Source organism: Winogradskya humida (assembly GCF_016862215.1).
GTDB classification, from domain to species: Bacteria; Actinomycetota; Actinomycetes; order Mycobacteriales; family Micromonosporaceae; genus Actinoplanes; species Actinoplanes humidus.
Window position 1 is genome coordinate 14,473 of the sequence record NZ_BOMN01000048.1, and the last position, 21,964, is coordinate 36,436.

Here is a 21,964-nt window from a genome sequence, read left to right on the forward strand (position 1 = left end):
TCGCCCGGCCCGGCCGGGGGCGTCCAAGACCTTTTCCACCCGCTCCATACCCTGTAGGTATCGTGTGCTGGTGGACCTGCGATTACTCCGGTACTTCGTGGTCGTGGTCGAGGAGCGGCACATCGGCCGGGCGGCGGCCCGGCTGCACATCACCCAGCCACCGTTGAGTCGCGCGATCCAGCAGTTGGAGTCCGACCTCGGGGCCACCCTGCTCGACCGCACGCCACGCGGGGTCACGCCGACGGCTGCCGGTGCGGCGCTCGCCGAGGAGGCCCGCGCGCTGTTCGAGCAGGTCGATCGGATCCGGACCCGGGTACGCGCCGAGGCGGGCAACCCCACCCTGACCATCGGCACGCTCGCCGACACCGCGGAGCTGGTCAGCAACCGGGTGGTCGACGCGTTTCGCCGGGAGCACCCGCACGTCGACATCGCCGTGCACGAGGCGGACCTGAGCGATCCGACCGCCGGGTTGCGCGCTGACCTGGTCGACGTGGCCCTCACCCGGACACCGTTCGACGAGACCGGACTGCGCACTCTCGACCTGAGTTCAGAACCCGTCGGTCTCGTGGTCCGCGCCGACGATCCGCTCGCCGGGCAGCAGGCTGTGTCGGTCGCGGTGCTGACCGGGCGCCGCTGGATCCGGCTGCCCGAGGGCACCGATCCGCGGTGGGCGGCGTACTGGACCGGGCAGCCGAGCCAGGACGCGCCCGTCCTGCGGACCATTCAGGAGTGTCTGCAGTCCGTGCTCTGGAACGGTGCCTCCGCCCTGGCGCCGCTCGGTCAGCCGTTGCCGTCCGGTCTGGCCATCGTCCCGGTGGACGACCGGGCGCCGAGCCGGCTGGTCGTCACCTGGCGCGACGACCGGCCGGCGGCCCTGGTCCAGTCGTTCGTCCGCATCGCCGCCCGCGCGTAGCAGACGGCTTGCGGCTGGTGGAAGATCGATGCCATGGCAGACGTGGATTTTGGCCAGGTGCTGGATCGGCTCGACCGGCAGGTGACGTCCGGGCGGCTCTCGCCGGATGTGGTGACGCTGGCCGAGTTGATGGACGGCTACCGTGTGCCGGGGGTCAGCATCGCTGTCGGGGACGTGAGCGGGACGGTGTGGGCGGCGGGGTACGGCAGTACGGGTGCTGAGGCCGCTGTGACCGCGGACACCGCGTTCCAGGCCTGTTCCATCAGCAAGCACGTGACGGCGTTCGGCGCGTTGCGGCTGGTCGACAGCGGTGTGCTGGATCTGGATGCTGATGTCGCCGAGTACCTGACCTCGTGGCACCTGCGCGGCGTGACGGTGCGACAGCTTCTGGCGCACACCGCGGGGCTGTCCGACACCTGGTACCGAGGTTATGCCCCGGACGGCGACGCGCCGTCGCTGCTGCAGGTCCTGGAGGGCAGCGGTCCGGCGAGCACCCCGCCGGTGCGCCCGGCGCTGCTGCCGGGGAGCCGGTTCCGCTACTCGGGCAGTCACTACTCCGTCCTGCAGCAGGTGATGGTGGACGCGACAGGGTCCTCGTTCGACGAGCTCATGCGCACCCTCGTGCTGGAGCCGGTGGCCATGACCGGGGGCAGCTTCGACCAGGGATTCCCGCATCGGCATCCGGTGGCCCGGGGGCATCACGGCGGCGGGGCCATGATCACCGGCGGGTGGCGGACGCTGCCGGAGATGGCCGCGGCCGGATTGTGGAGTACGCCCACCGACCTGCTGCTGCTCGAGCTCGAGATCGCCCGGGCGGTCGCGGGGGACTCGAAACTGCTCAGCCATGGCCTGGCCACCCAGATGGTGACGCCGCAGGTGCCCGGTGGCTTCGGGCTCGGCACGGAGGTCGACGACAGCGCCGGGCGCCGGCGGTTCGGGCACACCGGGTTGAACGTGGGTTACACCTGCTTCTCGTTCGTGTGGCCCGACCGCGGCACCGGCGTCGCTGCCATGACGAATTCCGAGGACGGGTGGGAGGTGCTGGCCAGCATCCGCGCCGCCGCTGACCGCCTGTACGCCACCGCCGTCCCGGCCGCGCCGCTGGGTGACGTGGCCGGCCGCTATCTCCTGCGTGACGACTACCCGATCGACATCACGGTGGCCGATGGACAGCTGGCCCTTTCCGCCGCAGGTCAGCCCCCGGTGGCGCTGGTGGCACACCCGGACGGTCACCACGTGCATCCGGGGCTCGACCTGGAGATCCGGTTCGTGTCGGCCGGCGTGGAGCTGCGACAGGAAGGCCGTTCGCAGACCGCGACCCGGTCAGGGGGTTAGGTGAACGACAGCGCCGGTCAGGGGGCTAGGTGCATGACAGCGCCGGTCACGGGGCCAGGCGGACGACCGTGCCGGTCAGGCGGGCCTCCTCGGCGGCCCAGACGACGCGGTGGGTGGCGAGGCTCTGGGTGGCGTCCGAGGAGAGCAGGGCCGGGTCGTTGGAGGCCACCGCCGCCAGGAACGCCTCGACCAGGGCCTCGTCGCCCCCGCCGTGGCCGTCGCCGGCGTCCGGGCCGCTCACACCCTGGGCGGTGAGGGTCTCCTCCGCGCCGGTGCGGAAGTTGACGTAGCGGACCGAGTGGCCGTCGCCGTCGAGGTAGCCGTGGGTGCCCATCAGCCGGGTGCGGCGGTGTTCCATCGGGGTGAAGGCGCTCATCGTGAAGGAGCAGGTCGCTCCGTCCTCGAACTCCATGTTCACGACCTGGTGGTCGACCACGTCGTTGTCGCTGGCGTAGACGCAGCGGCCGTAGGGGCCCGTTCGCAGCGCGGCGCGGACGGCGGACTCGGTGAACTCCGCGGTGATCGCGCCCAGGGGCCAGAAGTGCTGCTCCTCGTCGGCGAGGGCGTCGAGGTAGAACTTCTCCGCGTCGTAGGGGCAGGTCTGTTTCAGGGGGCAGTCCAGGCAGCGGTCCGCGGCCTCCGGCGGGCGTTCCGAGGCGCGGAAGTGGGTGAGGCTGCCGAAGGAGCTGACCCGCTGCGGGGTGCGGCCGAAGAGGTGGACGAGCCAGTCGATGTCGTGGCAGCTCTTGGTGAGCAGCATCGGGCCCGAGGTGACGGAGCTGTTCCAGTTGCCTCGTACGAACGAGTGGGCGTGGTGCCACCAGCCGACCGGTTCGAGGTGCTGGACGCTCACCAGGCGCCCGATGCGGCCCTCGTCGAGCAGGCCCTTGAGCATCTGCGTGTACGGCGTGTATCGCAGGACGTGGCAGACCGCGAAGATCACCTTGTTGCGCAGGGCCGCGTCGGCGATCTCGGTGGCCTCGGCGTCGGTCGGTGCCATCGGTTTCTCGAGAAGGATGTGATAGCCGAGGTCGGCGTACGCCACCGCCGGGCCGACGTGCATGCGGTCCTGGGTGGCGACGATCGCGGCGTCGGCGAGGCGGGGTCCGGCGGCGAGGTCGCGCCAGTCCTCGTGCACGTGCTCGGGGGCTATGCCGAACTCGGCCGCGATGCTCTCCCGGCGGTGCCGGTCGGGTTCGGCGACCGCGACGACCCGGGCGTGACCCGAGGCGACGGCGTGCCGGGCGTATGCCTGACCCCGGAGACCGGCCCCGGCGAGAGCTAGAGTCACTGCGGACATGGAGCCTCCGGGCTTCATTATGATGGAGACCATCATTAAAGGCGACTGACGGCTGAAGTCAAGGGGGGCGGCGTTGACCGCGGAGACCACGGGTGGCGATCTCTCCCGGCTACGTCACCTCAACGCGCTCACCGCGATCCGGGTGCTGCGTGCCGACGAGGCCGGGTTCACACTGACCGAGCTGGCCCGGCGCACAGGGCTGTCCCGGGCTTCGACCGAGGACGTGGTGCGGGATCTGACGGAGCGCGGCTGGGTCGCGGAGGCGGAGAAGACCGCGGGCGGGGTGGGCCGGCCGGCACGGCGTTACCGCTTCCGGGCGGACGCCGGGCACCTGCTCGGCGTCGACATCGGCCGGCACCGGGTGCTCGCCCTGCTCACCGATCTGGACGGCAAGGTGCTGCACAGCCATCGGGTCGAGGCCGCCCCCGGGCTGGGCCGCGTCGAGCGGCTGGCCGCGACCGACGACGCCGTGCGCGGGGTGCTGCGCGCGGGCGCTCTGAGCGGCGACCGGCTGTGGGCCAGCGGGGTGGCGACCACCGGCCTGGTCGACGGCACCGGCAAGGTGATGCTCTCCGAGGCGCTGCACGAGTGGACCGGCGTGGACCTCGCCGCGCACCTGGGCCGGCTGGTCGCGGGTCGCGTCCTGGTCGAGAACGACAGCAAGCTGGCGGCGCTCGCCGAGAACTGGCAGGGCGTCGCCCGGCACTCCCGGGACGTGGTGTTCATCCTCTCGGGCGTGGCCACGGGTGCCGGCCTGATCATCGACGGCAAGCTGCACCGCGGCTTCGGCAACGCGGCCGGCGAGATCGGCGCGCTGCCCGCGGTGGGCTGGACGAGAGCGCCCGAGCACCTGCGCGACTGGCCGGGCGAGGGTGACATCTTCGCGGCGGCCCGGGACGGTGACCGGCGCGCGGCGGCGGCGATCAGGCGTTACGTGAAGGACCTGGCGGTCGGCGTCTCGGCGCTGGTCCTGACCCTGGACCCGGAGCTGGTGGTCGTCGGCGGCGGGTTCGCCGGCTCGGCCGACCTGCTGATCGGCCCGCTCCGCGCCGAGCTGGACCGCTGGTGCATCCGGACGCCGGAGATCCGCGTCTCGACCCTGGCCGACCAGGGCGTGGCGCTCGGCGCCGTCAAACTGGCCGCGGATCACGTCGGCACGGTCCTGGCGTCCGGCTCCGGGCTGACCTCGATCGACCAATTCGCCCGGGCCTGAGTGGGTCGCCGGCCAAAGGTTGACAAAGTCGTAACCAAGTGCGGTCTTGATTTAATTTTCAGGGTTCCCATGATAATTCCCCATAGCGCTGGGCCGCCGGGCCGCGGCGGAGTCTGAGGGGACCATGCGGATGCGCGGGACAACGAGAATCGGAACGGCACTGCTGGGGATAGCTGCCCTGGCACTGACCGCGGCCTGTTCGGGCGGCGGGGACGACGAGTCGGGCAACGAGAAGGTCACGCTGTCCTACGCGGTGTGGGACCAGAACCAGAAGCCCGCGATGGAGTCGCTCGCCGCGGAGTTCACCAAGACCCACCCGAACATCGCCGTCGACGTCCAGCTGACCCCGTGGGAGGGCTACTGGACCAAGCTCAAGGCGGCGGCCACCGGTGGTGCGGCCCCGGACGTCTTCTGGATGAACGGGCCCAACTTCCAGCTGTACGCGTCCAACGGCGTGATCAGCCCCAACCCCGAGCAGGTGGACACGAGCGTCTACCCGAAGGCGCTCGCGGACCTGTACACGTTCGAGGGCAAGAGCTACGGGCTGCCGAAGGACATGGACACCGTCGGCGTCTGGTACAACAAGACGCTCTTCGACGCTGCCAAGGTGGCGTACCCGAAGGATGACTGGACCTGGGCCGACTTCCAGGCCGCAGCCGCCAAGCTGACCGACCCCGCCAAGGGCATCTTCGGCACGGCGGCGCCGCTGAGCAGCTTCCAGGAGTACCAGTACGACACGATCGCGCAGGCCGGCGGTTACGTGATCTCACCGGACGGCAAGACCTCCGGGTACGCCGACCCGAAGACGATCGCCGGGCTGAAGTTCTGGACCGACCTCATCGCCGGTAAGCAGTCGCCGGATCTGAAGACGATGACCGACACCACGCCGATCCAGCTCTTCGAGGCCGGGAAGGTCGCGATGTACTGGGGCGGCTCGTGGAACGTCTCCGAGTTCACCGGCAACGACTACACCAAGGGCAAGGTGGACGTCGCGCCGCTGCCGAAGGGTGAGAAGCAGGCGACGATCATCCACGGTGTCTCCAACCAGGTCGGCGGCAAGTCCGAGCACTCGAAGCAGGCGTGGGAGTTCGTGAAGTTCCTCGGGTCGCAGCCGGCCGCGGAGATCCTCGGGAAGACGGGGCCCATCCCCGCGTACAACGGCACCCAGACGGCCTGGGTCGCCGCGCACCCGGAGCTGAAGCTGCAGACCTTCCTCGACGAGGTCGCCTACGCAGTGCCCTACCCGGTCTCGAAGAACACCGCGGCGTGGAACGAGGCCGAGCTCACCCACCTGACCAAGGCGTGGAGCGGCGAGCAGCCGGTCGACGCGGCGGCCACCGAGCTCGCAGCTGCGATGAACGACCTGCTCGCAAAAGAATGAGCGAGAGAGCGAAGATGCAGAGGCATCGCGTGACCGAGGCGCTGTGGGGGTACGCGTTCATCGCCCCCACGGCCCTCGGGCTGGCCGTCTTCTACCTCTGGCCGGTGCTGCAGACGGCGTACTACTCGTTCACCGAGTGGGGCGCGTTCGGCGGGCACACCTGGACGGGCACCGACAACTACGTGCGCCTGATCCACGACCCCGAGGTCGGTCGCGCGCTGGTCAACACGTTCGCGTACACGTTCCTGGGCCTGCTCTCGATCCCGCTGGCGATCGTCTTCGCCGCCCTGCTGAACCGCAAGATGCGCGGTGTCGGCATCTACCGGACCTTCTTCTTCCTGCCCGTGGTGACCATGCCGGTCGCCGTGGCGATGGTCTGGCGCTGGCTCTACAACGGTGACTACGGCCTGATCAACTACGTGTTGTCGCTGGTCGGCATCGACGGTCCGAACTGGATCGCCGACCCGGACACCGCGCTCTACGCGCTGGTGGTCATCGGGGTGTGGACCAGCGTCGGCTACAACCTGATCATCTTCCTGGCGGGCATGCAGGCGATCCCGGCCGACTACTACGAGGCCGCCGAGCTGGACGGCGCCGGGCCGCTGCGGCAATTCCTGCGGATCACGCTGCCGCTGCTCTCACCCACCGCGTTCTTCGTCTCGGTGGTGTCGGTGATCGGGTCGCTGCAGCTCTTCGACCTGGTCTTCATCATCGCCGGGTCCGGCAACGCGGCGCGGGCGAACCCGGCGTACCCGCGGCTGGAGACGGTGGTCCAGCTCTTCTACGACCGGGCATTCGTCACCAACGACCGTGGGTACGGCGCGGCGATCGTCATCATGCTGCTGCTGATCATCACGGTGCTGACCGCTCTGCAGTTCCGGCTCCAGCGGAAGTGGGTGCACTATGCGTAGAGCAGGTCTGCACGCCGTACTCATCGTCGCTTCGATCCTGATGGTCCTGCCGTTCCTCTGGCAGATCGTCACGTCGCTGAAGACGCTGAGCAGTGCCACCGCCGTGCCCCCGACGCTGCTGCCGGAGGGGCACTGGGCCAACTTCGGCAAGGTCTTCGAGCTGCTGCCGTTCGGCACGCAGTTCCTCAACACCGCCATCACCGCGGTGGCTCGCACGGCCGGCCAGGTGCTGTTCTGCTCGATGGCGGCCTACGCGTTCGCCCGGCTGCGCTTTCCCGGCCGCAACGCGCTCTTCGCCATCTTCCTGTCCGTGCTGATGGTCCCGCCGCAGCTGTTCATCATTCCGCAGTACCAGATCATGGCCGACCTGGGCTGGCTGAACAGCCTGCCGGCGCTGATCGTGCCGGGGCTGTTCAGCGCGTTCGGCGTCTTCCTGCTGCGGCAGTTCTTCCTGGGACTGCCGATCGAGTTGGAGGAGGCCGCCCGCATCGACGGGGCCGGGCCGTGGCGGATCTACTGGTCCATCGTGCTTCCGCTGGCCCGGCCCGGGATGGTGGCCCTGGCCGTGCTGGTGCTGCTCTGGTCCTGGAACGACCTGTTCTGGCCACTGGTCGTCAACACCGACCCCGAGAAGATGACGCTCTCCGCGGGGCTGGCCTCGCTGCAGGGGCAGTACCAGACCGACTATCCGATCCTGATGGCCGGTTCGCTGCTGGCGTCCGTACCCGTGATCGCGGTCTTCGTGTTCCTGCAGCGCCAGTTCATCCAGGGCATCGCCCAGACGGGCATCAAAGGCTGACCCCTACATCCGCAGCGCGTGCTTCCCGGGCCGGTGCCGGCCCGGGCCGCGGTCACGGCCACCGGCGAGGACCAACCAGCTGGGGGTACGCCCGCCGAAGAAGAACAACGCGGCGCCCACGATCAGCGTCAGCACGCCCACGCCGCCCACCGACATGATGTCCGCACCGGTCTTCGGCAGCTTGATCACCGTGCCGGTGGTGGCGTCGGCGACCTGCTTCACCGTGACCGTGACGGTGGCCTTGGCGTAACCGCCGTGGCCGTCGCTGACCGTGTAGGTGAAGCTGTCTTTGCCACCCTGGTACGAGTCGTCCGGGGCGTACGTGATGGTGCCGCCCGCGTTGATGACGGCGTGGCCGTGCTTGGGCTTGGCCACGCTGATCACCTTGAGGGTGTCCTCGTTGGCGTCGCTGTCGTTGGCGCGCACCTTGATCACGACGGACTTGCCGGCGTCGACCGTGGCCGTGTCGTCCTTGGCCGTGGGCGCGCTGTTCGGGCCGTCGACCTTGACCTTGATCGTGCCGTACGCCATGTTGCCGTCCTCGTCGACTGCGGAGTACGAGAAGCTGTCCGCTCCCGCGAAGCCCGCCTCCGGGGTGTAGGTGACGGTGCCGTCGGCGTTGAGTTTGGCCGTGCCGTGGGCGGGCTTGCCGACCTTGACCACGGTGACCGCGTTGTTGTTCTTGTCCACCTTGGGCAGGGTCACGGTGACCGGCGTGGCCGGCTTGGCGGTCACGCTCTTGTCGGGCACCGCCGGGGGCGCGCCGACCTTGATGGTCACCGTCGAGGTGGACCGGTCGGTGCCGTCGCTGATCGTGTACGTGAACGAGACGGTGCCGGAGAAGCCCGCCGGCGGCTCGTAGCGGACCTCGGTCCCGGTGAACGTCACCGTGCCGTTGGCCGGCTGGGTCACCCCGACGATCAGGAGCGTGGCGTCGTACGGGTTCAGGTCGTTGTCGAGCACCTTCACCGAGATCGCGTGCTGGTACGGCGTCGTCTTGCTGTCGGGCAGCGCGACCGCCGACCCGCCGGTGACGGTCACCGAGACCGTGCCGGTGGCCGTGCCGCCGTTGCCGTCGCTGACCACGTAGTCGAAACGGTCGGTGCCGATGAAGCCCGTCTCCGGCACGTAACGGATCTTGCCGTCGGCGGTCACCGTGGCCGTGCCGTGCGCCGGTTTTCCGACGGAGGTCACGGTCAGCTTCTGGTCGGCGTTGACGTCGGTGTCGTTTGCCAGCACGTCGATGTCGACCGTGCCGTTCTTCAGCACCGCGGCCTGGTCGGTCACGGCCACCGGGGCGGCGTTGGCGACGGTCACCGAGATCTGGCCGGTGGACTGGCCGCCCGCGGCGTCGCGCACCACGTAGGTGAAGGAGTCCGTGCCGGCGTACCCGGCGTCGGGGGTGTAGCGGACCTTGCCGTCGACGATCTTCACCGTGCCGTGCTTCGGCTGGCTCACCGAGACCAGGGTCAGCGCCTCGTTCTCGGCGTCCGTGTCGTTGGCGAGCACGTCGATGTCCACGGGTGTGCCCGCGCCCGCCGCGGCGGTGTCGGGGGTCGCGACCGGCGCCGAGTCGATGCTGATCACCACGGTTGCCGAGTCGGTGCCGCCGGCGTCGTCGGTCACCGTGTAGTCGAAGGTGTCCATGCCGGAGCTGCCCGCGGCGGCCGTGTACGTGATCGTGCCGTTCGCGTTCAGCACCGCGGTGCCGTGGGCCGGCTGGGTCACCGAGATCACCCGCAGCGCCTGGCCGAGGTTCGGGTCGGTGTCGTTGTCGAGCACCTTCAGGATCAGCGGGACGCCGGGCTGGCCCAGGGCGGTGTCCGGGACCGCGATCGGGTTCGCGTTGAGCACGGTCACGGTGACCACCGCAGTGGCGGTCTGGTGCTCGGGGTCCTCGATCGTGTAGGTGAACGTGTCGGTGCCCGCAAACCCGGTGTTCGGGGCGTACACCAGGTTGCCGCCGGTCAGGGTGACCGTGCCGTGCGCGCCGTTGGTGAAGCCCTTGACCGCGATCGCGTCGCCGTTGGGGTCGGTGTCGTTGCCGAGCACCGTCACCGTGACCGGGGTGTCGGTCGCGGTGCTGGTCGCGTCCGACTGCGCGACCGGGGCCGAGTTGACGACGGTGACCGTGACGGTCGCGCCCGCCGAGTCCGTGTCGTCGCTGACCGTGTAGTGGAATGTGTCGGTGCCGCGGAAGCCGGGGCTCGTCGGCGTGTAGGTGACGGTCCCGTCCGGGTTGACGACGGCCGTGCCGTGCCCCGGCGCGACGTCGACCGTCACGGTCAGCGGGTCGTTGTTGGGGTCCGAGTCGTTCGCCTTCACCGGGATGACCAGCGGGATGTTCGCCTGCGCGGTGACCGGGTCGTCGACCGCCACGGGCTTGCCGTTGGCGACGGTGACGGTGACCGTGGCGGTCGCGGTGCCGCCATGGCCGTCGGAGATCGTGTAGCTGAAGGAATCCGGTCCGGACCAGCCGGCGGCGGGCGTGTACTCCGGGTTTCCGTCGGCGTCGACGCCGACCAGGCCGTGCGCACCGTTCACGGTGCCGATGACGGTGATCGTGTCGTCGTTCGGGTCGTTGGCGGTCGTGCCCAGGTCGATGCTGAGCGGCGTGCCGTAGGGCGTGGTCACGGTCGAGTCGGTGACGGTCGGCGGGGCGTTCGAGACGGTCACGGTGACCGTGCCGGTCGCGGTGCCGCCGTTGCCGTCGGAGATGGTGTACGTGAACGTGTCCGTGCCGGAGAACTTCACCGCCGGCCGGTAGGTGATCTTGCCGCCGATGAGGTCCGCAGTGCCATGGGACGGCGTACCGACCGCGGTGATGCTCAGCGGGTCGTTGTTGGCGTCCGTGTCGTTGGCGAGCACGTCGATGACCTTGTCCGTGTGGTACGGAGTGGTCACGATGTCGTCCTGCGCGACCGGGGCGGCGTTGGCGACGGTTACCTCGACGTTGCCGCTGGCCGTGCCGCCCCGGCCGTCGGACGCGGTGTACTTGAACGTCGCCACGCCGCGGAAGCTCGCGTTCGGCGTGAACTTCACGGTGGTGCCGTCGGTGGTGACCGAGCCGCCGCTCGCGGGCTGGGTGACCGCGGAGACCGAGAGCGGGTCGCCGTTCGGGTCCGTGACGTTGGTCAGCACGGCGACCGCCTTCGGCGTGTTCGCCGCGGTGGCGACCTGGTAGTCGGCGGGGACCGGCGGGGCGTTGTCGACGTTCACGGTGACGGTGGCCGTGGCGCTGCCGCCGTGGCCGTCGCCCACGGCGTACGTGAAGGTGTCGGTGCCGGCCCATCCGGTCGGCGGGGTGTAGGTGATGGTGTTGTCGCCGTTGACCACCGCGCCGCCACCGTGCGACGGCGATGCGGCGATCGAGACGGTGAGGGTGTCGCCGGCGTCCGGGTCGTTGTCGTTGCCGAGCACGTTGATCGTCTTGGCGACGTCGGTGGCGGTGCTGACCGTGTCGTCGGCCGCCGTCGGCTTGGTGTTGACACGCAGCGCGGCCGTCGCGGTGTTGTTGCCCGGGGTGTTGTCGGTGCCGGAGCCCGAGGCAGTCGCGGTGGCGGGTGAGCTCAGGGTCGCGGAGGCGCCGACGGTCGCGTTGATGGTGACCGTGGCGGCCGTGCCGCTGGCGAGGGCGCCCAGGGCGCAGGTGATGTCCTGACCCGACTGGGTGCAGCCGGCGGGCAGCGTGGCCACGGTGACACCGGTCGGCAGGGTCAGCTTCGCGACGGGGAGCGGCTCGCGGTCGGTGCCGTTGTTGGTGACCGTCAGCTGGTAGGCGATCGCGGCCGGGAGGGCGTCGCGCTGCACGGTGTTCGTGGACGCGGTCACCGTCGCGGCGAGGTCGGCGACGGGCTTGTCGACGGTGGTGTTGACGACGTTGCTCGTGCCGGTGATGTTGCGGCCGGTCGTGCCGCTGTAGGCGAGCGCGGCGACGTTGGTGATCGTGGTGCCGGAGGCGGTGCTGTCCTTGACCTTGACCCGGTAGGTCACCGCCGCGGTCGCGTTGGTGGCGAGCGTGCCGCCGGTGGTGGAGGTGGCGCCCGTACCGATCCGGAAGATGGTCTTGCCCTGCGCGGAGTCCGTGACGAACTCGGCGGTGTCATCCGCGGCGGTGTCGGTCATCGCGGTGCTGCCGATCTTGAGCGAGCCCGGGACGTAGGTGGTGCCGGCAGGGACCGCGTCGGTGAGCACGGTGCCGCCACTGTTGTCGGTGCCCTTGTTGACGACGCTGATCGAATACTCGATCTCGTCACCGGGCATCAGCCGGGAGGCACTACCGGTCTTGTCGGTGCCTGTCAGCGTCGTGGTGAGGTCGGGGGCGTACAGGTCGGTGGCGAACGTGACCACACCCGGGTAGAAGGTCTCGCTGGTGGTGGTCAGCGTGAGCGAGGCGCTGGTCGCGGCGTGGGCGAGCTTGTCGGTCGCGTCGAACTGGTCGACGTCGAGGCCAAGAGTGTTGGAGTTGCCCGGCGTGCGATCGGTGACCAGGGCGCCGCCCTCGCTGATGGTGCTGTTGAAGAAGTTGTCGACCGGGTTCACGGCGTCGCTCATCGAGGAGGTGTCGAGCTGCAGCACGTCGCCGGTCTTGCCGAGGTCACCCTCGTAGACCACGGTGCCGATCTGCGTGTGGATCGTGCCCGAGTGCGGCGTCTCGAATCCGGTGATCGGGATGTTGACGCTGGTCGAGGCGCTGCTGACCACGCCGAAGCCGTCGTAGACGCGCAGGCTGCGCATCGGCAGGGTCGCATTCTGATAAGCGATGACGAGCGCCCACCCGGCATACCGGTCCTTGCCGGTGCCCGCCTGAATGTTGCCCACCGAGTACTGCCCGTTGCCGGCGCCGGCGACCAGCGAGGTCACGTTCGCGAAGCCCTGATATGCCGTCAGTGACGAGGGGTTGAACATCGTGGTAGCTGCGACGGTGCTCCACCCGGCGGTACCCGGGACGGTGATCTTGACCTTGTTGATGTCCGCCGGGGTCGTGGCGGCCACGCCGCTCGTGCCGGCCTTGGTGTCCGCGCTCCAGTAGAGACCCGCCCAGAGCACGGTGCTGTTGGCCGGCATCGTCACCGTGGAACTGCTGGAGTTGAAGATCCCCTGGCCGCCGTCCGCGCCGATGTTCTCCATGACGTAGCCGTTGTTGTTCAGGGTCTCGCCGCCGGAGCCCACCCCGTTGAGCCCGTCCGTGCAACCGGCGGTGGCCACGGGACAGCTGAGGTTGGCGTTGCCCCGCAGGAGGATGGCGCCGTTGGCATCCGTCGAGAATTCAGAGCTGAACGGGTTGGTGATCACCGCCTCGGCCCGGGTCATGTAGAAGGTCATGGCAACGCCGACGGCGATGACCACGAGCACGGCGAGCGCGCGGTGCGGAGCGGAACGCAGAGCTTGCATGCCAGCCTCAGTGGTGTCGGCGCCGCGGGGCGCGCTGAGATCCCGGACCTGATGGTCCGGGCACCACTGACGCTAGGAACCGAAGAGTGCTGTTCAGGTGCAGCGCAGGCGCAGCCCTATAGCCGCGCGGCGGCAGGCGCCGGGGTCAGATCGCTCAGATCCCGGACGCCGCGGGCGGGCGAGGCCAGCCAGACCAGCGGTGCGCACGCGGCCACCGCGCCGATCGCCAGCAGGGCGCCGCGAGCACCGATCGCCCCGGCCAGAGCGCCCGCGGCCAGGCCGCCGACCGGAATGGCACCCCAGGAGACGAACCGGACCGTCGCCATGACCCGGCTGAGCAGCTCCGGCGGGCTGGCGATCTGCCGGTACGTGCGGGTGGTCACGCTCAGCACCACCACTCCCGCCGAGAACAACAAATTCCCGACCACGAAGATGGCGTACGCCCAGAGCCCCGCACCCCACGGAACCAGAACAGCACCCGCGGCAGCCACGAACCCGGCAGCGATCAGCCCCCGGGCGGTCCCCACCGCGTCGGTGAACCGGGTCGTCAGCGCGGCGCCGATCAGGGTGCCGACCCCGTCCGCGGCCAGCAGCACACCGACCACGCCGGCCGGGGCGTGCAGCTCGCGGACCAGGTAGAGCGGGTAGAGGGCGTACTGGGCGCCGCACACGAAGTTGACCGCCGTGGCCGCCCACATGCCCGGGCCCATCGCCGGGTGCCGCACCACGAACGTGAAGCCCTCGCGGATCAGCTCGCCCATCGGCGGCCACCGATCGGGCCGGGGCACGCGCCGCGCGGGTAGCGTACGCAGAAAAGCCGCCGAGACCAGATAGCTCGCCGCGTCGACCAGCAGGGTCGGCACGGACCCCGCGGCCTGCACGACGATCCCGCCGAGCGACGGCCCGGCGAGCGAGGTCGTGGCGTGCGTGCCAGAGCTGAGACTGTTGCGCGACTGGAGCTGGTCCCGGTCGACGATCTCGGGCAGGAACGTCGAGTTCGCCACGTCGAAGATCACGTTGGCGAAGCTCACCACCAGCGCCGTCACCACCAGATGGGTGACCGTGAGCTCGCCGAGCCACCACGCGAGCGGGATCGACCCGACTGCCGCGGCCCGGGCCAGGTCGGCGCCGAGCTGGGCGCCCCGCAGCGGCAGGCGCTGCACGATCACCCCGGACGGCAGCCCGATGACGATCCACGCCGCGTACTGCGCCGCGGCGATCAGACCCATCTGGAACGGGGTCGCGTCGAGGACCGCGAGCGCCGTCAGGGGCAGCGCCACGCCGCCGACCGCCGAGCCCAGACCGCTGACGGTCCCGGCCGTCCACCACCGCCAGAAGACGTCCACGGTCCCCGACCCCCGTTCTCTTCCCAGTGAGTTCCAATCTGGAACGGACTATAGTGGGGATCGTGCGACGAGTCGACCTGGTAAATGCCGATTGCGGCATCGAGCAGGCCCTCAGCGTGCTCACCGACTGGTGGACGTTCCTGATCGTGCGCGACGTCGCCGGGGGAGTGACCCGCTTCGACGCCCTCCAGCGCGAGCTCGGCATGAGCCGGCGCGCGCTCACCGAACGGCTCGCCGCCCTCGTCGAGCAGGGCGTGCTGCGCCGCGTCGCCTACCAGGACAATCCGCCCCGCCACGACTACCTGCTCACCGGGAAGGGCGAGGGCCTGCTCCCCGTGCTGATCTCCCTGCAGGACTGGGGGACGCGGCACGTGATGGGGGACGGCACGCTCACCGCCACCGCCGCGCCGACATCCGCCGAGGCGCACCGCGTGCACGACCTCGTCGGCCGGCGGATCCCTGGGCTCACCCTCGAATCGCCCACGGTGCTGTTCTTCTTTCCGGGGGCGTACGCGCCCGGAAGACAGGGTTATCCGCCAGGCTGGGGGGAGATCCCGGGGGCTGCGGGGTGCACGCTCGAGGCGACGACATATGCGGCCCGGAGTGCGGATTTCGGCGCTCACGGCGTACTCGTCAAGGGGGTGAGCACTCAGCGCCCCGACCAGCTGGAGGCCTTCGCCCAGCATGCGGGTCTGCCCTTCCCGCTCCTCTCCGACCAGGACGGCAAACTCGCCGCCGGCCTGCGGCTACCCACGTTCCGGGCCGGCGGCACGGACCGCTTCAAACGCCTCACCCTGCTGGCCGACGCGGGCTCCACCATCAGATCCGTGCAGTTCCCGGTGTCGGATCCAGCCGGTTCCGTCACCGAGATGCTGGAGTACGTCGCGGCACACCGATTCGGGTAGGGGCAGGACGGCGCTACGGTGGAGGCGTGCGTTCTCCTTCGGATTCCCGGTATTCCGCCGGTCGGCTCTCGCCGGTGCGTCGTGTCGCCGATCTCCGGCGGCTGCGTGACGAGCAGTTCGACGTGCTCGTCATCGGTGGTGGGGTCACCGGCGCCGGTGCCGCCCTGGACGCCGCCTCACGCGGGCTGAAAGTCGCCCTCGTCGAGGCCCGCGATCTGGCGGCCGGCACCTCCAGCCGGTCCAGCAAACTCATCCACGGCGGCCTGCGTTACCTGGAGCAGCTCGAGCTGCACCTGGTGCACGAGGCGCTCACCGAGCGGGGGCTGCTCACCAGCCGGCTCGCGCCGCACCTCGTCCGCCCGGTGCCGATCCTGGTGCCGCTGGAGCCGGCCTCGCCGCCCGCGCGCGTCTGGAACAGGTTCTACTACGGGCTGGGCGTCGCGGCGTACGACGTGTTCGCCGGGGTCTTCGGCACCGGCCGGGGCATGCCGCTGCACAAGCACCTGACCCGCGACGGCGCCCGCCACCTCTTCCCGAGCCTGCGCGCCGACAAGATCACCGGGGCGATCCGCTACTACGACGGGCAGGTCGACGACGCCCGGCTCGTGGTCACCATCGCCCGCACGGCGGCCAGCCTCGGCGCGGCCGTCGTCACCAGCGCCCGGGTCACCGGCTTCCTGCGCGAGGCCCGCCAGGTGGTCGGCGTGAAGATCCGCGACCTGGAATCCCCCGGCTCCCCCGAGTTCGAGGTGCGCGCCCGCACGGTCGTCGCCGCCACCGGGGTGTGGAGCGATGACATGTCACGGATGCTCGACGACGTCGGCGTGCGGCCGGGGCTGCGGGTGCGGGCTTCGAAGGGCGTACACCTCGTGGTGCCCCGCTCGGCCATCACCGGCGACGCCGGGCTGATCCTGCGGACCCCGACCTCGGTGCTCTTCGTCATCCCCTGGGGCGGGCACTGGATCATCGGCACCACCGACACCGACTGGGAGCTCGACCGCTCCCACCCCTCCGCCTCGGCGCGCGACATCAGCTACCTGCTCGACCAGGTCAACACCATCCTCGAGCGCCCGCTCACCACTGACGACATCGAAGGGGTGTACGCAGGCCTGCGTCCCCTGCTCTCCGGCGAGGCCGACTCGACGTCCAAGCTCTCCCGCGAGCACGCCGTGGTCGAGCCGATGCTCGGCCTGCTCCTGGTCGCCGGTGGCAAGTACACGACCTACCGGGTGATGGCCGCCGACGTGATCGACCAGGCTGTCCGCCGCCTCGGCGTGGACCGCCCCTCGGTCACCGACCAGCTGCCACTGCTCGGCGCCGACGGTTACTCCTCGGCCTGGCGGGACCGGCAGGACGCCGCCCGCCGTCACGGTGTCACCACCGGTGTCATCGAGCACCTGCTCGAGCGGTACGGCACGCTCACGGTGCACCTGCTCGCGATGATCGAGGCCGACCCGGCGCTGGCCGAACCGCTCGCCGGCGCCCCTGAATATCTCGCGGCCGAGATCGCCTACGCGGCCACCGCGGAAGGCGCCCTGCACCTCGACGACGTCCTGACCCGCCGCACCCGCATCTCCTTCGAGACCACCCACCGTGGCAGCGAGACCGCCGTGCACGCGGCGGCCATCATGGGCGACGCACTGGGCTGGGACAAAGCCGTCCGCGACCGCGAGGTCGAGCACTACCTGGCCCGGGTCGAGGCCGAACGGCAGTCGCAGAAGATGCCCGACGACCTCACCGCGGACGCTGCCCGCCTGGGCGTGGCCGACGTCCGTGGCTACGCGGCCGACCGGGGCTCGGATCTGCTCGCCTCGTGATCCTGCTCGCCTCGTGATCCTTGTTGACGAACCGCGCTGGCCGGGCCGGGGCCGCCTCTGGTCCCACCTGGTCAGCGACGTCTCATACGAGGAGCTGCACGACTTCGCGGACCGGCTCGGCGCCCCGCGCAGGGGTTTCGACCGGGACCACTACGACATCCCGGAGTCGCTCGTTCCCACGGCGCTGTCGCTCGGTGCGACGCTGGTGTCGTCGCGGGACATCTCCGCGCGGCTCCGGGCCGCCGGGCTGCGCCGCCCGAAACATCTAGCCCTTCGCCAGGACCTTTAGCTCGGCCTCGAGGTTCTCGCGGGCCGTCTTCTCCCAGCGCTCCCGGATCGGGGCGTTCCGGTAGATCGCCGGCAACTCCAGCAGCGAGACCAGCACCTGCGCGCGGGCCGCCCGGAACGTGCCGTCCGAGATGTGGGCGTACTCCCGGCGGATGGCAGCTGTATATGCGGCGTAACGCTCCGGGTCGGCCGCGAGGATCGCCAGATCTGCGTCGCAGAGCAGCTCGCCGTCCGGATCGTCGTCCCCGGTCGCGTGCCCGGCGGTCAGCCCCACCAGCCGAGCGACCTCCACGGCGACCGCAGCGGGCATCCCCAGCGTCGTCAGCAGCCCCTCCGCGAACTCGGCGCTGTCCCGCTCGTTCGCGTCGCCGAGCGCCTTCGGGTCGTACACGGCGTCGTGCATCCAGGCCGCGAGCCGCACCCGGTCCGCGTGCCGGGCCAGACCCGCGTACTCGTCGACGACGTCGAGCACGGCGGTCAGGTGGCTGACGTCGTGATACTGGCGCTGCGGCTCGGACCAGCGGCCCAGCAGGTACGCGCCGGAAGCCTCGAGATCCGGATCCTCGGCGGACGCACCGGCGCCACGGGCGGCAGCCACCCACCGATCGAGAAGAGAAGTCACGGCCGCAATCCTGGCACGCCCGTTGGTTAGGATTGTTCGTGACTTCGGATCAGCGGGGGCTTGCCGGCGTGCTCGCCGATCTGCAGGGGCGGTCCCGGTCCGGCGCCCGAGCCAGCTGGGGGCGGGTCCGAGGCGGATTCGGCCTCGCCATCCAGGCCGGTGTGGCCGCGGGCATCGCGTGGTACATAGCCCACGACCTGATCGGCCGCCCGAGCCCGTTCTTCGCGCCCATCGCCGCGGTGATCACCCTGGCGTCCTCGATCGGGCAGCGCGCGAAACGTACGGTCGAACTGGTCGTCGGCGTCGCGATCGGCATCGGCCTCGGCGACGGCATCATCCTGCTGATCGGCTCCGGCCCCTGGCAGATCGGCCTGGTCGTCGTCCTCGCGATCCTGGTCGCCGCGGCGGTCGGCGGCGGCACCCCGCTCGTCGTCCAGTCCGCCTCCTCGGCCGTCCTGGTCGCCACCCTGACCTCGAGCGCCAACCTGCCCTACACCCGCTTCTTCGACGCCCTCGTCGGCGGCGCGGTCGGTCTCGCTGTGATGACCCTGCTGCTACCCCTCAACCCCCTCACCGTCGTACGCCGAGCAGCCGACCCGGCCCTCGAAGAAATGGCCACCGGCCTGCGCGGAGTCGCCCGGGGCATGGCCGCCCAGGACACCGACGTCGTCCGGGAGGCGCTCACCCAACTCCGCACAGCCGAGGGACACTTCGCCGCTTTCGCCGCAGCCGCCGCCGCAGCCAGCGAAAACATCGCCTTCGCACCGGCCCGCTGGCGCTCCCGCGGAGCATTGGCCCAATACGTCGAAGGCGCACCCCACCTCACGTACGCCCTCCGCAACGTCCGCGTCCTCGCCCGCCGCGTCATCACCGCCCTCGACGACGACGAACCCATCCCCGCCTGCCTCCCCACCAGCGCCGAACTCCTCGGCGACGCCATCGACCTCCTCCGCCAGGAATGGTCCCGCGGCGCCGAACCGGAAGCCACGCGGGCGCGGGCGCTGCGGGCGGCGGCAGAATCCGGCCGGGCCTACAAAGAAGGAGTCGGCTTCTCCGGCGGCGTCGTCGTCGCCCAGGTCCGAACCACAGTCTCCGACCTCCTCCGAGCCACCGGCATCGACTACGCCGAAGCCCCCCGCCTCGTCCGCCGAGCCGTCGGCTGGCAAGGCCGAACCCGCTCCCCCCGCCACAAGTCCCGCACAGCCACTCCCGCCGACCCCGGCCTCACCCCGCCATCACCAGCCACGCTGTCCTCCTTGGCCGAGCCCTCGTCTGAGCCTCTATCTGGGCCGTCGTCCGGGCCGTCATCCGGGCCGTCGTCCGGGCCTTCGGCTGTGGCTGGGCCGTCGGCTGGGCCTTCGGCTGGGCCGTCGTCTGGGCCTTTGCCTGTGGCTGATCCGTCGTCTGTGGCTGAGCCACCTTCGGCGGGCCGGCCGTCCGCGGGAGCGGGGTCATGATCGGTTCCGTGGGCGGGGGACCGCCGGAGTGCGGCCGGGTGACTACGCTGGCGGCATGGCCGACGTAGCGCCGGGCACCACGCCCGACCCGGAACAGCACCCGCCCGCAGGGACGCCCGCCCGGCCCTGGGACGCAGCTCCGGCCCAGTCCTGGGACGCGCCGGCCGCCCAGTCCTGGGAGACAGCACCCCCGCCCTGGGAGCAGGCCCCGCCGCCCCAGACCGCGGCGCCAGCCGCTCAGCCTTGGGACGCCGCCCCGGCGGAGTCGCCTCAGAGCGCTGCCCCTGCATCTCAGCCTTGGGATGCGGTCCCGGCGGAGTCGCCTCAGAGCGCCGCCCCTGCGGCTCAGCCTTGGGGTCCGGTCCCGGCCGCTGCTGCAGCTCAGCCGTGGGGCGAGCCCTTGGCGGCGCCGTCTCAGGAAGCCGCGTCTGCAATCCGACCTTGGGAAGCGGCCTCGACTCCGGCCTCGACTCCTTCTCCGGCCTCTGCCCTTTCTCCGACCTCAGCCCCTTCTTCGGCCTTAGGTCCGAGCCCGGCCCAGTCCTGGGATGCGAGCGCAGGCCCGGGCCAAACCGGGGACTTTTCGCAGGTGCCGGGTGGTCAGGGTGAAGGTCTGCCGCCTATGACCGGGCGGCGGGCCGGGTGGCGGCGGTGGGTGCCGTTGACCCTGATCATCGGGTTCTTTGCGGCCTGCTCTATTGCGATGCTGGTCATTCTGGGGTTCAGTAACGGGCCGACCGGGTTGGTTGTGGGGTTGACCGCTGCGATTGTGCCGGTGCCTGTGCTGGCCAGTTGTTTTTTGTGGCTGGACCGGTATGAGCCCGAGCCTATTCGGTATCTTGCATTCTGTTTTGCCTGGGGTGCGGTGGTTGCCACGCTGGTGGCCATCGGGGTCAATACCGGGACCGCCTGGCTGTTTGCGCAGGCGGGGCTTCCCGATGCGCTGGTGGCTGTGATTATCGCGCCGTTCATCGAGGAGTCGATGAAGGCGCTCGGGCCGATTTTGCTGTTCTGGCGGCGGCGTCGGGAGTGGTCCGGGATTACCGACGGGATTGTGTACTGCGGGTTGTCGGCGCTCGGGTTCGCCATGGTGGAAAATGTGCTTTACCTGGGCGGGCACGGGTATGCGGCCGGGGCTGATCAGTATGGGCCGGCTACGGGCGTACAAAACCTGTTCCTGATTTTTATTGTTCGTATTCTTTTTACCGGGTTCGCGCATCCGTTGTTCACGTCGATGACGGGCATCGGGCTCGGGCTTGCCTCGCGCTCGGCCGATCGGCGGGTGCGGTGGCTGGCCCCGATCGCCGGGCTGCTGCTCGCGATGCTGCTGCACGGGACGTTCAACCTGCTGCCCACGCTTGCGGCGGCCACCGGGCAGAGCATCATCATGCTGTACGGGTACCTCGGCTTCATGGTCCCGTTCTTCTTCGCCGCGGTCGGCTTCGCGATCGCACTTCGCGGGTACGAGGGCCGGCTCAGCGAGCGCATTCTCCCGTTCTACGTACGCGCGGGCTGGTTGTCGCCCCCGGAAGTGGCCACGCTCGGCAGTCTCGGCCGTCGGCACTCGGCCCGGCAATGGGCGAAACGGGTTGCGGGCGAGGGCGGCGTGCGGGCGATGCGGGGCTTCCAGCTCGCGTCCACCCAGCTGGCGTTGCTGCGCGACGGGATGCAGCGGGGGCTTCGCAGCGACCCGCAGGACCTGCAGCGCGCCCAGGCGGAGGAGCAGAAGCTGCTCACGGACATCTCGGGATACAGGTCGATGTTCGTCGGGCGCGATCCGCAGACCCCGCAGGCATTCTGGGACGGTCACGCCTATCAGATCGCATTCCCGGACGGTGTCACGCGCACGGTCGGCGCACCGAACGAACCGGTCGTCCCGGTCCCGGTGAGACTCGCTCCCCGCATGCCCGTGTACGCCGGTTACGGAGCTCAGCCCGGCTACGGAGCTCAGCCGGGGTATGGCACTCAGCCCGGTTACGGAGCTCAGCCGGGGTATGGCACTCAGCCGGGGTATGGCACTCCGCCCGGGTATAGCGGTCAGCCGGGGTATGGCACTCAGCCCGGTTATGGCGCTCAACCGGGGTATGGCGCTCAAGCCGGTTACGGCGCTCAGCCCGATTATGGGACTCAGCCGGGCTACGGAAACTCGCCTGGTTACAGCGCTCAGCCTGGTTATGGGACGCAGCCGGGTTACGGGGACCAGCCTGCTCAAGGTCAGCAGCCTTATGGCCAGCAGTTCTACGGGCAGCCGTCGTCCTACCCCCAATCGCAGCAGGACCAGTC

General features: G+C 70.2%; 14 protein-coding genes and 1 pseudogene. 11 read left to right on the forward strand and 4 right to left on the reverse strand.

Annotation, left to right across the window (positions count from 1 at the left end; genetic code table 11):
- Positions 1–70 precede the first annotated feature (70 nt).
- Positions 71–913 carry a LysR family transcriptional regulator gene (locus tag Ahu01nite_RS19770; RefSeq protein ID WP_203838046.1) on the forward strand — a complete coding sequence of 281 codons (843 nt, stop codon included), beginning with the start codon at positions 71–73 and terminating at the stop codon, positions 911–913.
- Positions 914–946: 33 nt separating this feature from the next.
- Positions 947–2,248 (forward strand): serine hydrolase domain-containing protein, encoded by a 1,302-nt coding sequence (locus Ahu01nite_RS19775; RefSeq protein ID WP_203838047.1) that lies wholly within the window; start codon positions 947–949, stop codon positions 2,246–2,248.
- A gap of 46 nt (positions 2,249–2,294) precedes the next feature.
- Here Ahu01nite_RS19775 and Ahu01nite_RS19780 read toward each other — a convergent pair whose 3' ends face one another.
- Positions 2,295–3,548, reverse strand: a complete 1,254-nt coding sequence (locus tag Ahu01nite_RS19780; RefSeq protein ID WP_203838048.1) for a Gfo/Idh/MocA family protein — start codon at positions 3,546–3,548, stop codon at positions 2,295–2,297.
- A 73-nt stretch (positions 3,549–3,621) separates the two neighbouring features.
- Here Ahu01nite_RS19780 and Ahu01nite_RS19785 point away from each other — a divergent pair, with 73 nt between their 5' ends.
- The 4 genes from Ahu01nite_RS19785 (at position 3,622) to Ahu01nite_RS19800 (ending at position 7,852) form a co-directional block, all read left to right on the forward strand.
- Positions 3,622–4,761, forward strand: a complete 1,140-nt coding sequence (locus Ahu01nite_RS19785) for an ROK family transcriptional regulator (RefSeq protein ID WP_203838049.1) — start codon at positions 3,622–3,624, stop codon at positions 4,759–4,761.
- Between the two features lie 130 nt (positions 4,762–4,891).
- Positions 4,892–6,142, forward strand: coding sequence for an ABC transporter substrate-binding protein (locus Ahu01nite_RS19790; RefSeq protein WP_239158984.1), 1,251 nt, complete (start codon positions 4,892–4,894; stop codon positions 6,140–6,142).
- 14 nt (positions 6,143–6,156) lie between these two features.
- Positions 6,157–7,053, forward strand: coding sequence for a carbohydrate ABC transporter permease (locus Ahu01nite_RS19795; protein ID WP_203838051.1), 897 nt, complete (start codon positions 6,157–6,159; stop codon positions 7,051–7,053).
- On the forward strand, positions 7,046–7,852 hold the full coding sequence (locus tag Ahu01nite_RS19800) for a carbohydrate ABC transporter permease (RefSeq protein ID WP_203838052.1): 807 nt from the start codon (positions 7,046–7,048) through the stop codon (positions 7,850–7,852). The genes Ahu01nite_RS19795 and Ahu01nite_RS19800 overlap by 8 nt, the downstream gene beginning before the upstream one ends.
- 3 nt (positions 7,853–7,855) lie before the next feature.
- Here Ahu01nite_RS19800 and Ahu01nite_RS19805 read toward each other — a convergent pair whose 3' ends face one another.
- Both Ahu01nite_RS19805 and Ahu01nite_RS19810 read right to left on the reverse strand, forming a co-directional pair.
- Positions 7,856–13,246, reverse strand: a complete 5,391-nt coding sequence (locus Ahu01nite_RS19805; RefSeq protein ID WP_203838053.1) for an Ig-like domain-containing protein — start codon at positions 13,244–13,246, stop codon at positions 7,856–7,858.
- Between the two features lie 116 nt (positions 13,247–13,362).
- Positions 13,363–14,592 carry an MFS transporter gene (locus tag Ahu01nite_RS19810; protein WP_203838054.1) on the reverse strand — a complete coding sequence of 410 codons (1,230 nt, stop codon included), beginning with the start codon at positions 14,590–14,592 and terminating at the stop codon, positions 13,363–13,365.
- 62 nt (positions 14,593–14,654) lie between these two features.
- Here Ahu01nite_RS19810 and Ahu01nite_RS19815 point away from each other — a divergent pair, with 62 nt between their 5' ends.
- The 3 genes from Ahu01nite_RS19815 to Ahu01nite_RS19825 are packed head-to-tail and all read left to right on the forward strand — an operon-like array spanning position 14,655 to position 17,603.
- Complete coding sequence (locus Ahu01nite_RS19815) at positions 14,655–15,497, forward strand: winged helix-turn-helix transcriptional regulator (protein ID WP_203838055.1); 843 nt, start codon at positions 14,655–14,657, stop codon at positions 15,495–15,497.
- Between the two features lie 26 nt (positions 15,498–15,523).
- The gene (locus tag Ahu01nite_RS19820) at positions 15,524–17,314 is read left to right on the forward strand and encodes a glycerol-3-phosphate dehydrogenase/oxidase (protein ID WP_203838056.1); all 1,791 of its coding nucleotides are present in this window, start codon (positions 15,524–15,526) and stop codon (positions 17,312–17,314) included.
- Between the two features lie 13 nt (positions 17,315–17,327).
- Positions 17,328–17,603: a DUF4031 domain-containing protein gene (locus Ahu01nite_RS19825; protein WP_203838057.1), complete on the forward strand. Its 276-nt coding sequence runs from the start codon at positions 17,328–17,330 to the stop codon at positions 17,601–17,603.
- On the opposite strand, the gene Ahu01nite_RS19830 is transcribed toward Ahu01nite_RS19825, so the two are convergent.
- Entirely contained in the window at positions 17,580–18,224 is a 645-nt protein-coding gene (locus tag Ahu01nite_RS19830; RefSeq protein ID WP_203838058.1) for an HD domain-containing protein, read from the reverse strand. The genes Ahu01nite_RS19825 and Ahu01nite_RS19830 overlap by 24 nt on opposite strands.
- A gap of 38 nt (positions 18,225–18,262) precedes the next feature.
- On the opposite strand from Ahu01nite_RS19830, the gene Ahu01nite_RS19835 reads away from it, so the two are divergent.
- Positions 18,263–19,681 carry an FUSC family protein gene (locus tag Ahu01nite_RS19835; protein ID WP_239158985.1) on the forward strand — a complete coding sequence of 473 codons (1,419 nt, stop codon included), beginning with the start codon at positions 18,263–18,265 and terminating at the stop codon, positions 19,679–19,681.
- Between the two features lie 400 nt (positions 19,682–20,081).
- Positions 20,082–21,917: pseudogene (locus tag Ahu01nite_RS19840) on the forward strand (PrsW family intramembrane metalloprotease); the annotation flags it as partial.
- Positions 21,918–21,964: the final 47 nt, after the last annotated feature.

Excerpts from the sequence above, each read along its gene's own strand:
- Ahu01nite_RS19780 (WP_203838048.1), bottom strand. The coding sequence starts at position 3,548 with ATGTCCGCAGTGACTCTAGCTCTCGCCGGGGCCGGTCTCCGGGGTCAG.
- Ahu01nite_RS19775 (WP_203838047.1), top strand. The coding sequence starts at position 947 with ATGGCAGACGTGGATTTTGGCCAGGTGCTGGATCGGCTCGACCGGCAG.
- Ahu01nite_RS19805 (WP_203838053.1), bottom strand. The coding sequence starts at position 13,246 with ATGCAAGCTCTGCGTTCCGCTCCGCACCGCGCGCTCGCCGTGCTCGTG.
- Ahu01nite_RS19790 (WP_239158984.1), top strand. The coding sequence starts at position 4,892 with ATGCGCGGGACAACGAGAATCGGAACGGCACTGCTGGGGATAGCTGCC.
- Ahu01nite_RS19800 (WP_203838052.1), top strand. The coding sequence starts at position 7,046 with ATGCGTAGAGCAGGTCTGCACGCCGTACTCATCGTCGCTTCGATCCTG.
- Ahu01nite_RS19795 (WP_203838051.1), top strand. The coding sequence starts at position 6,157 with ATGCAGAGGCATCGCGTGACCGAGGCGCTGTGGGGGTACGCGTTCATC.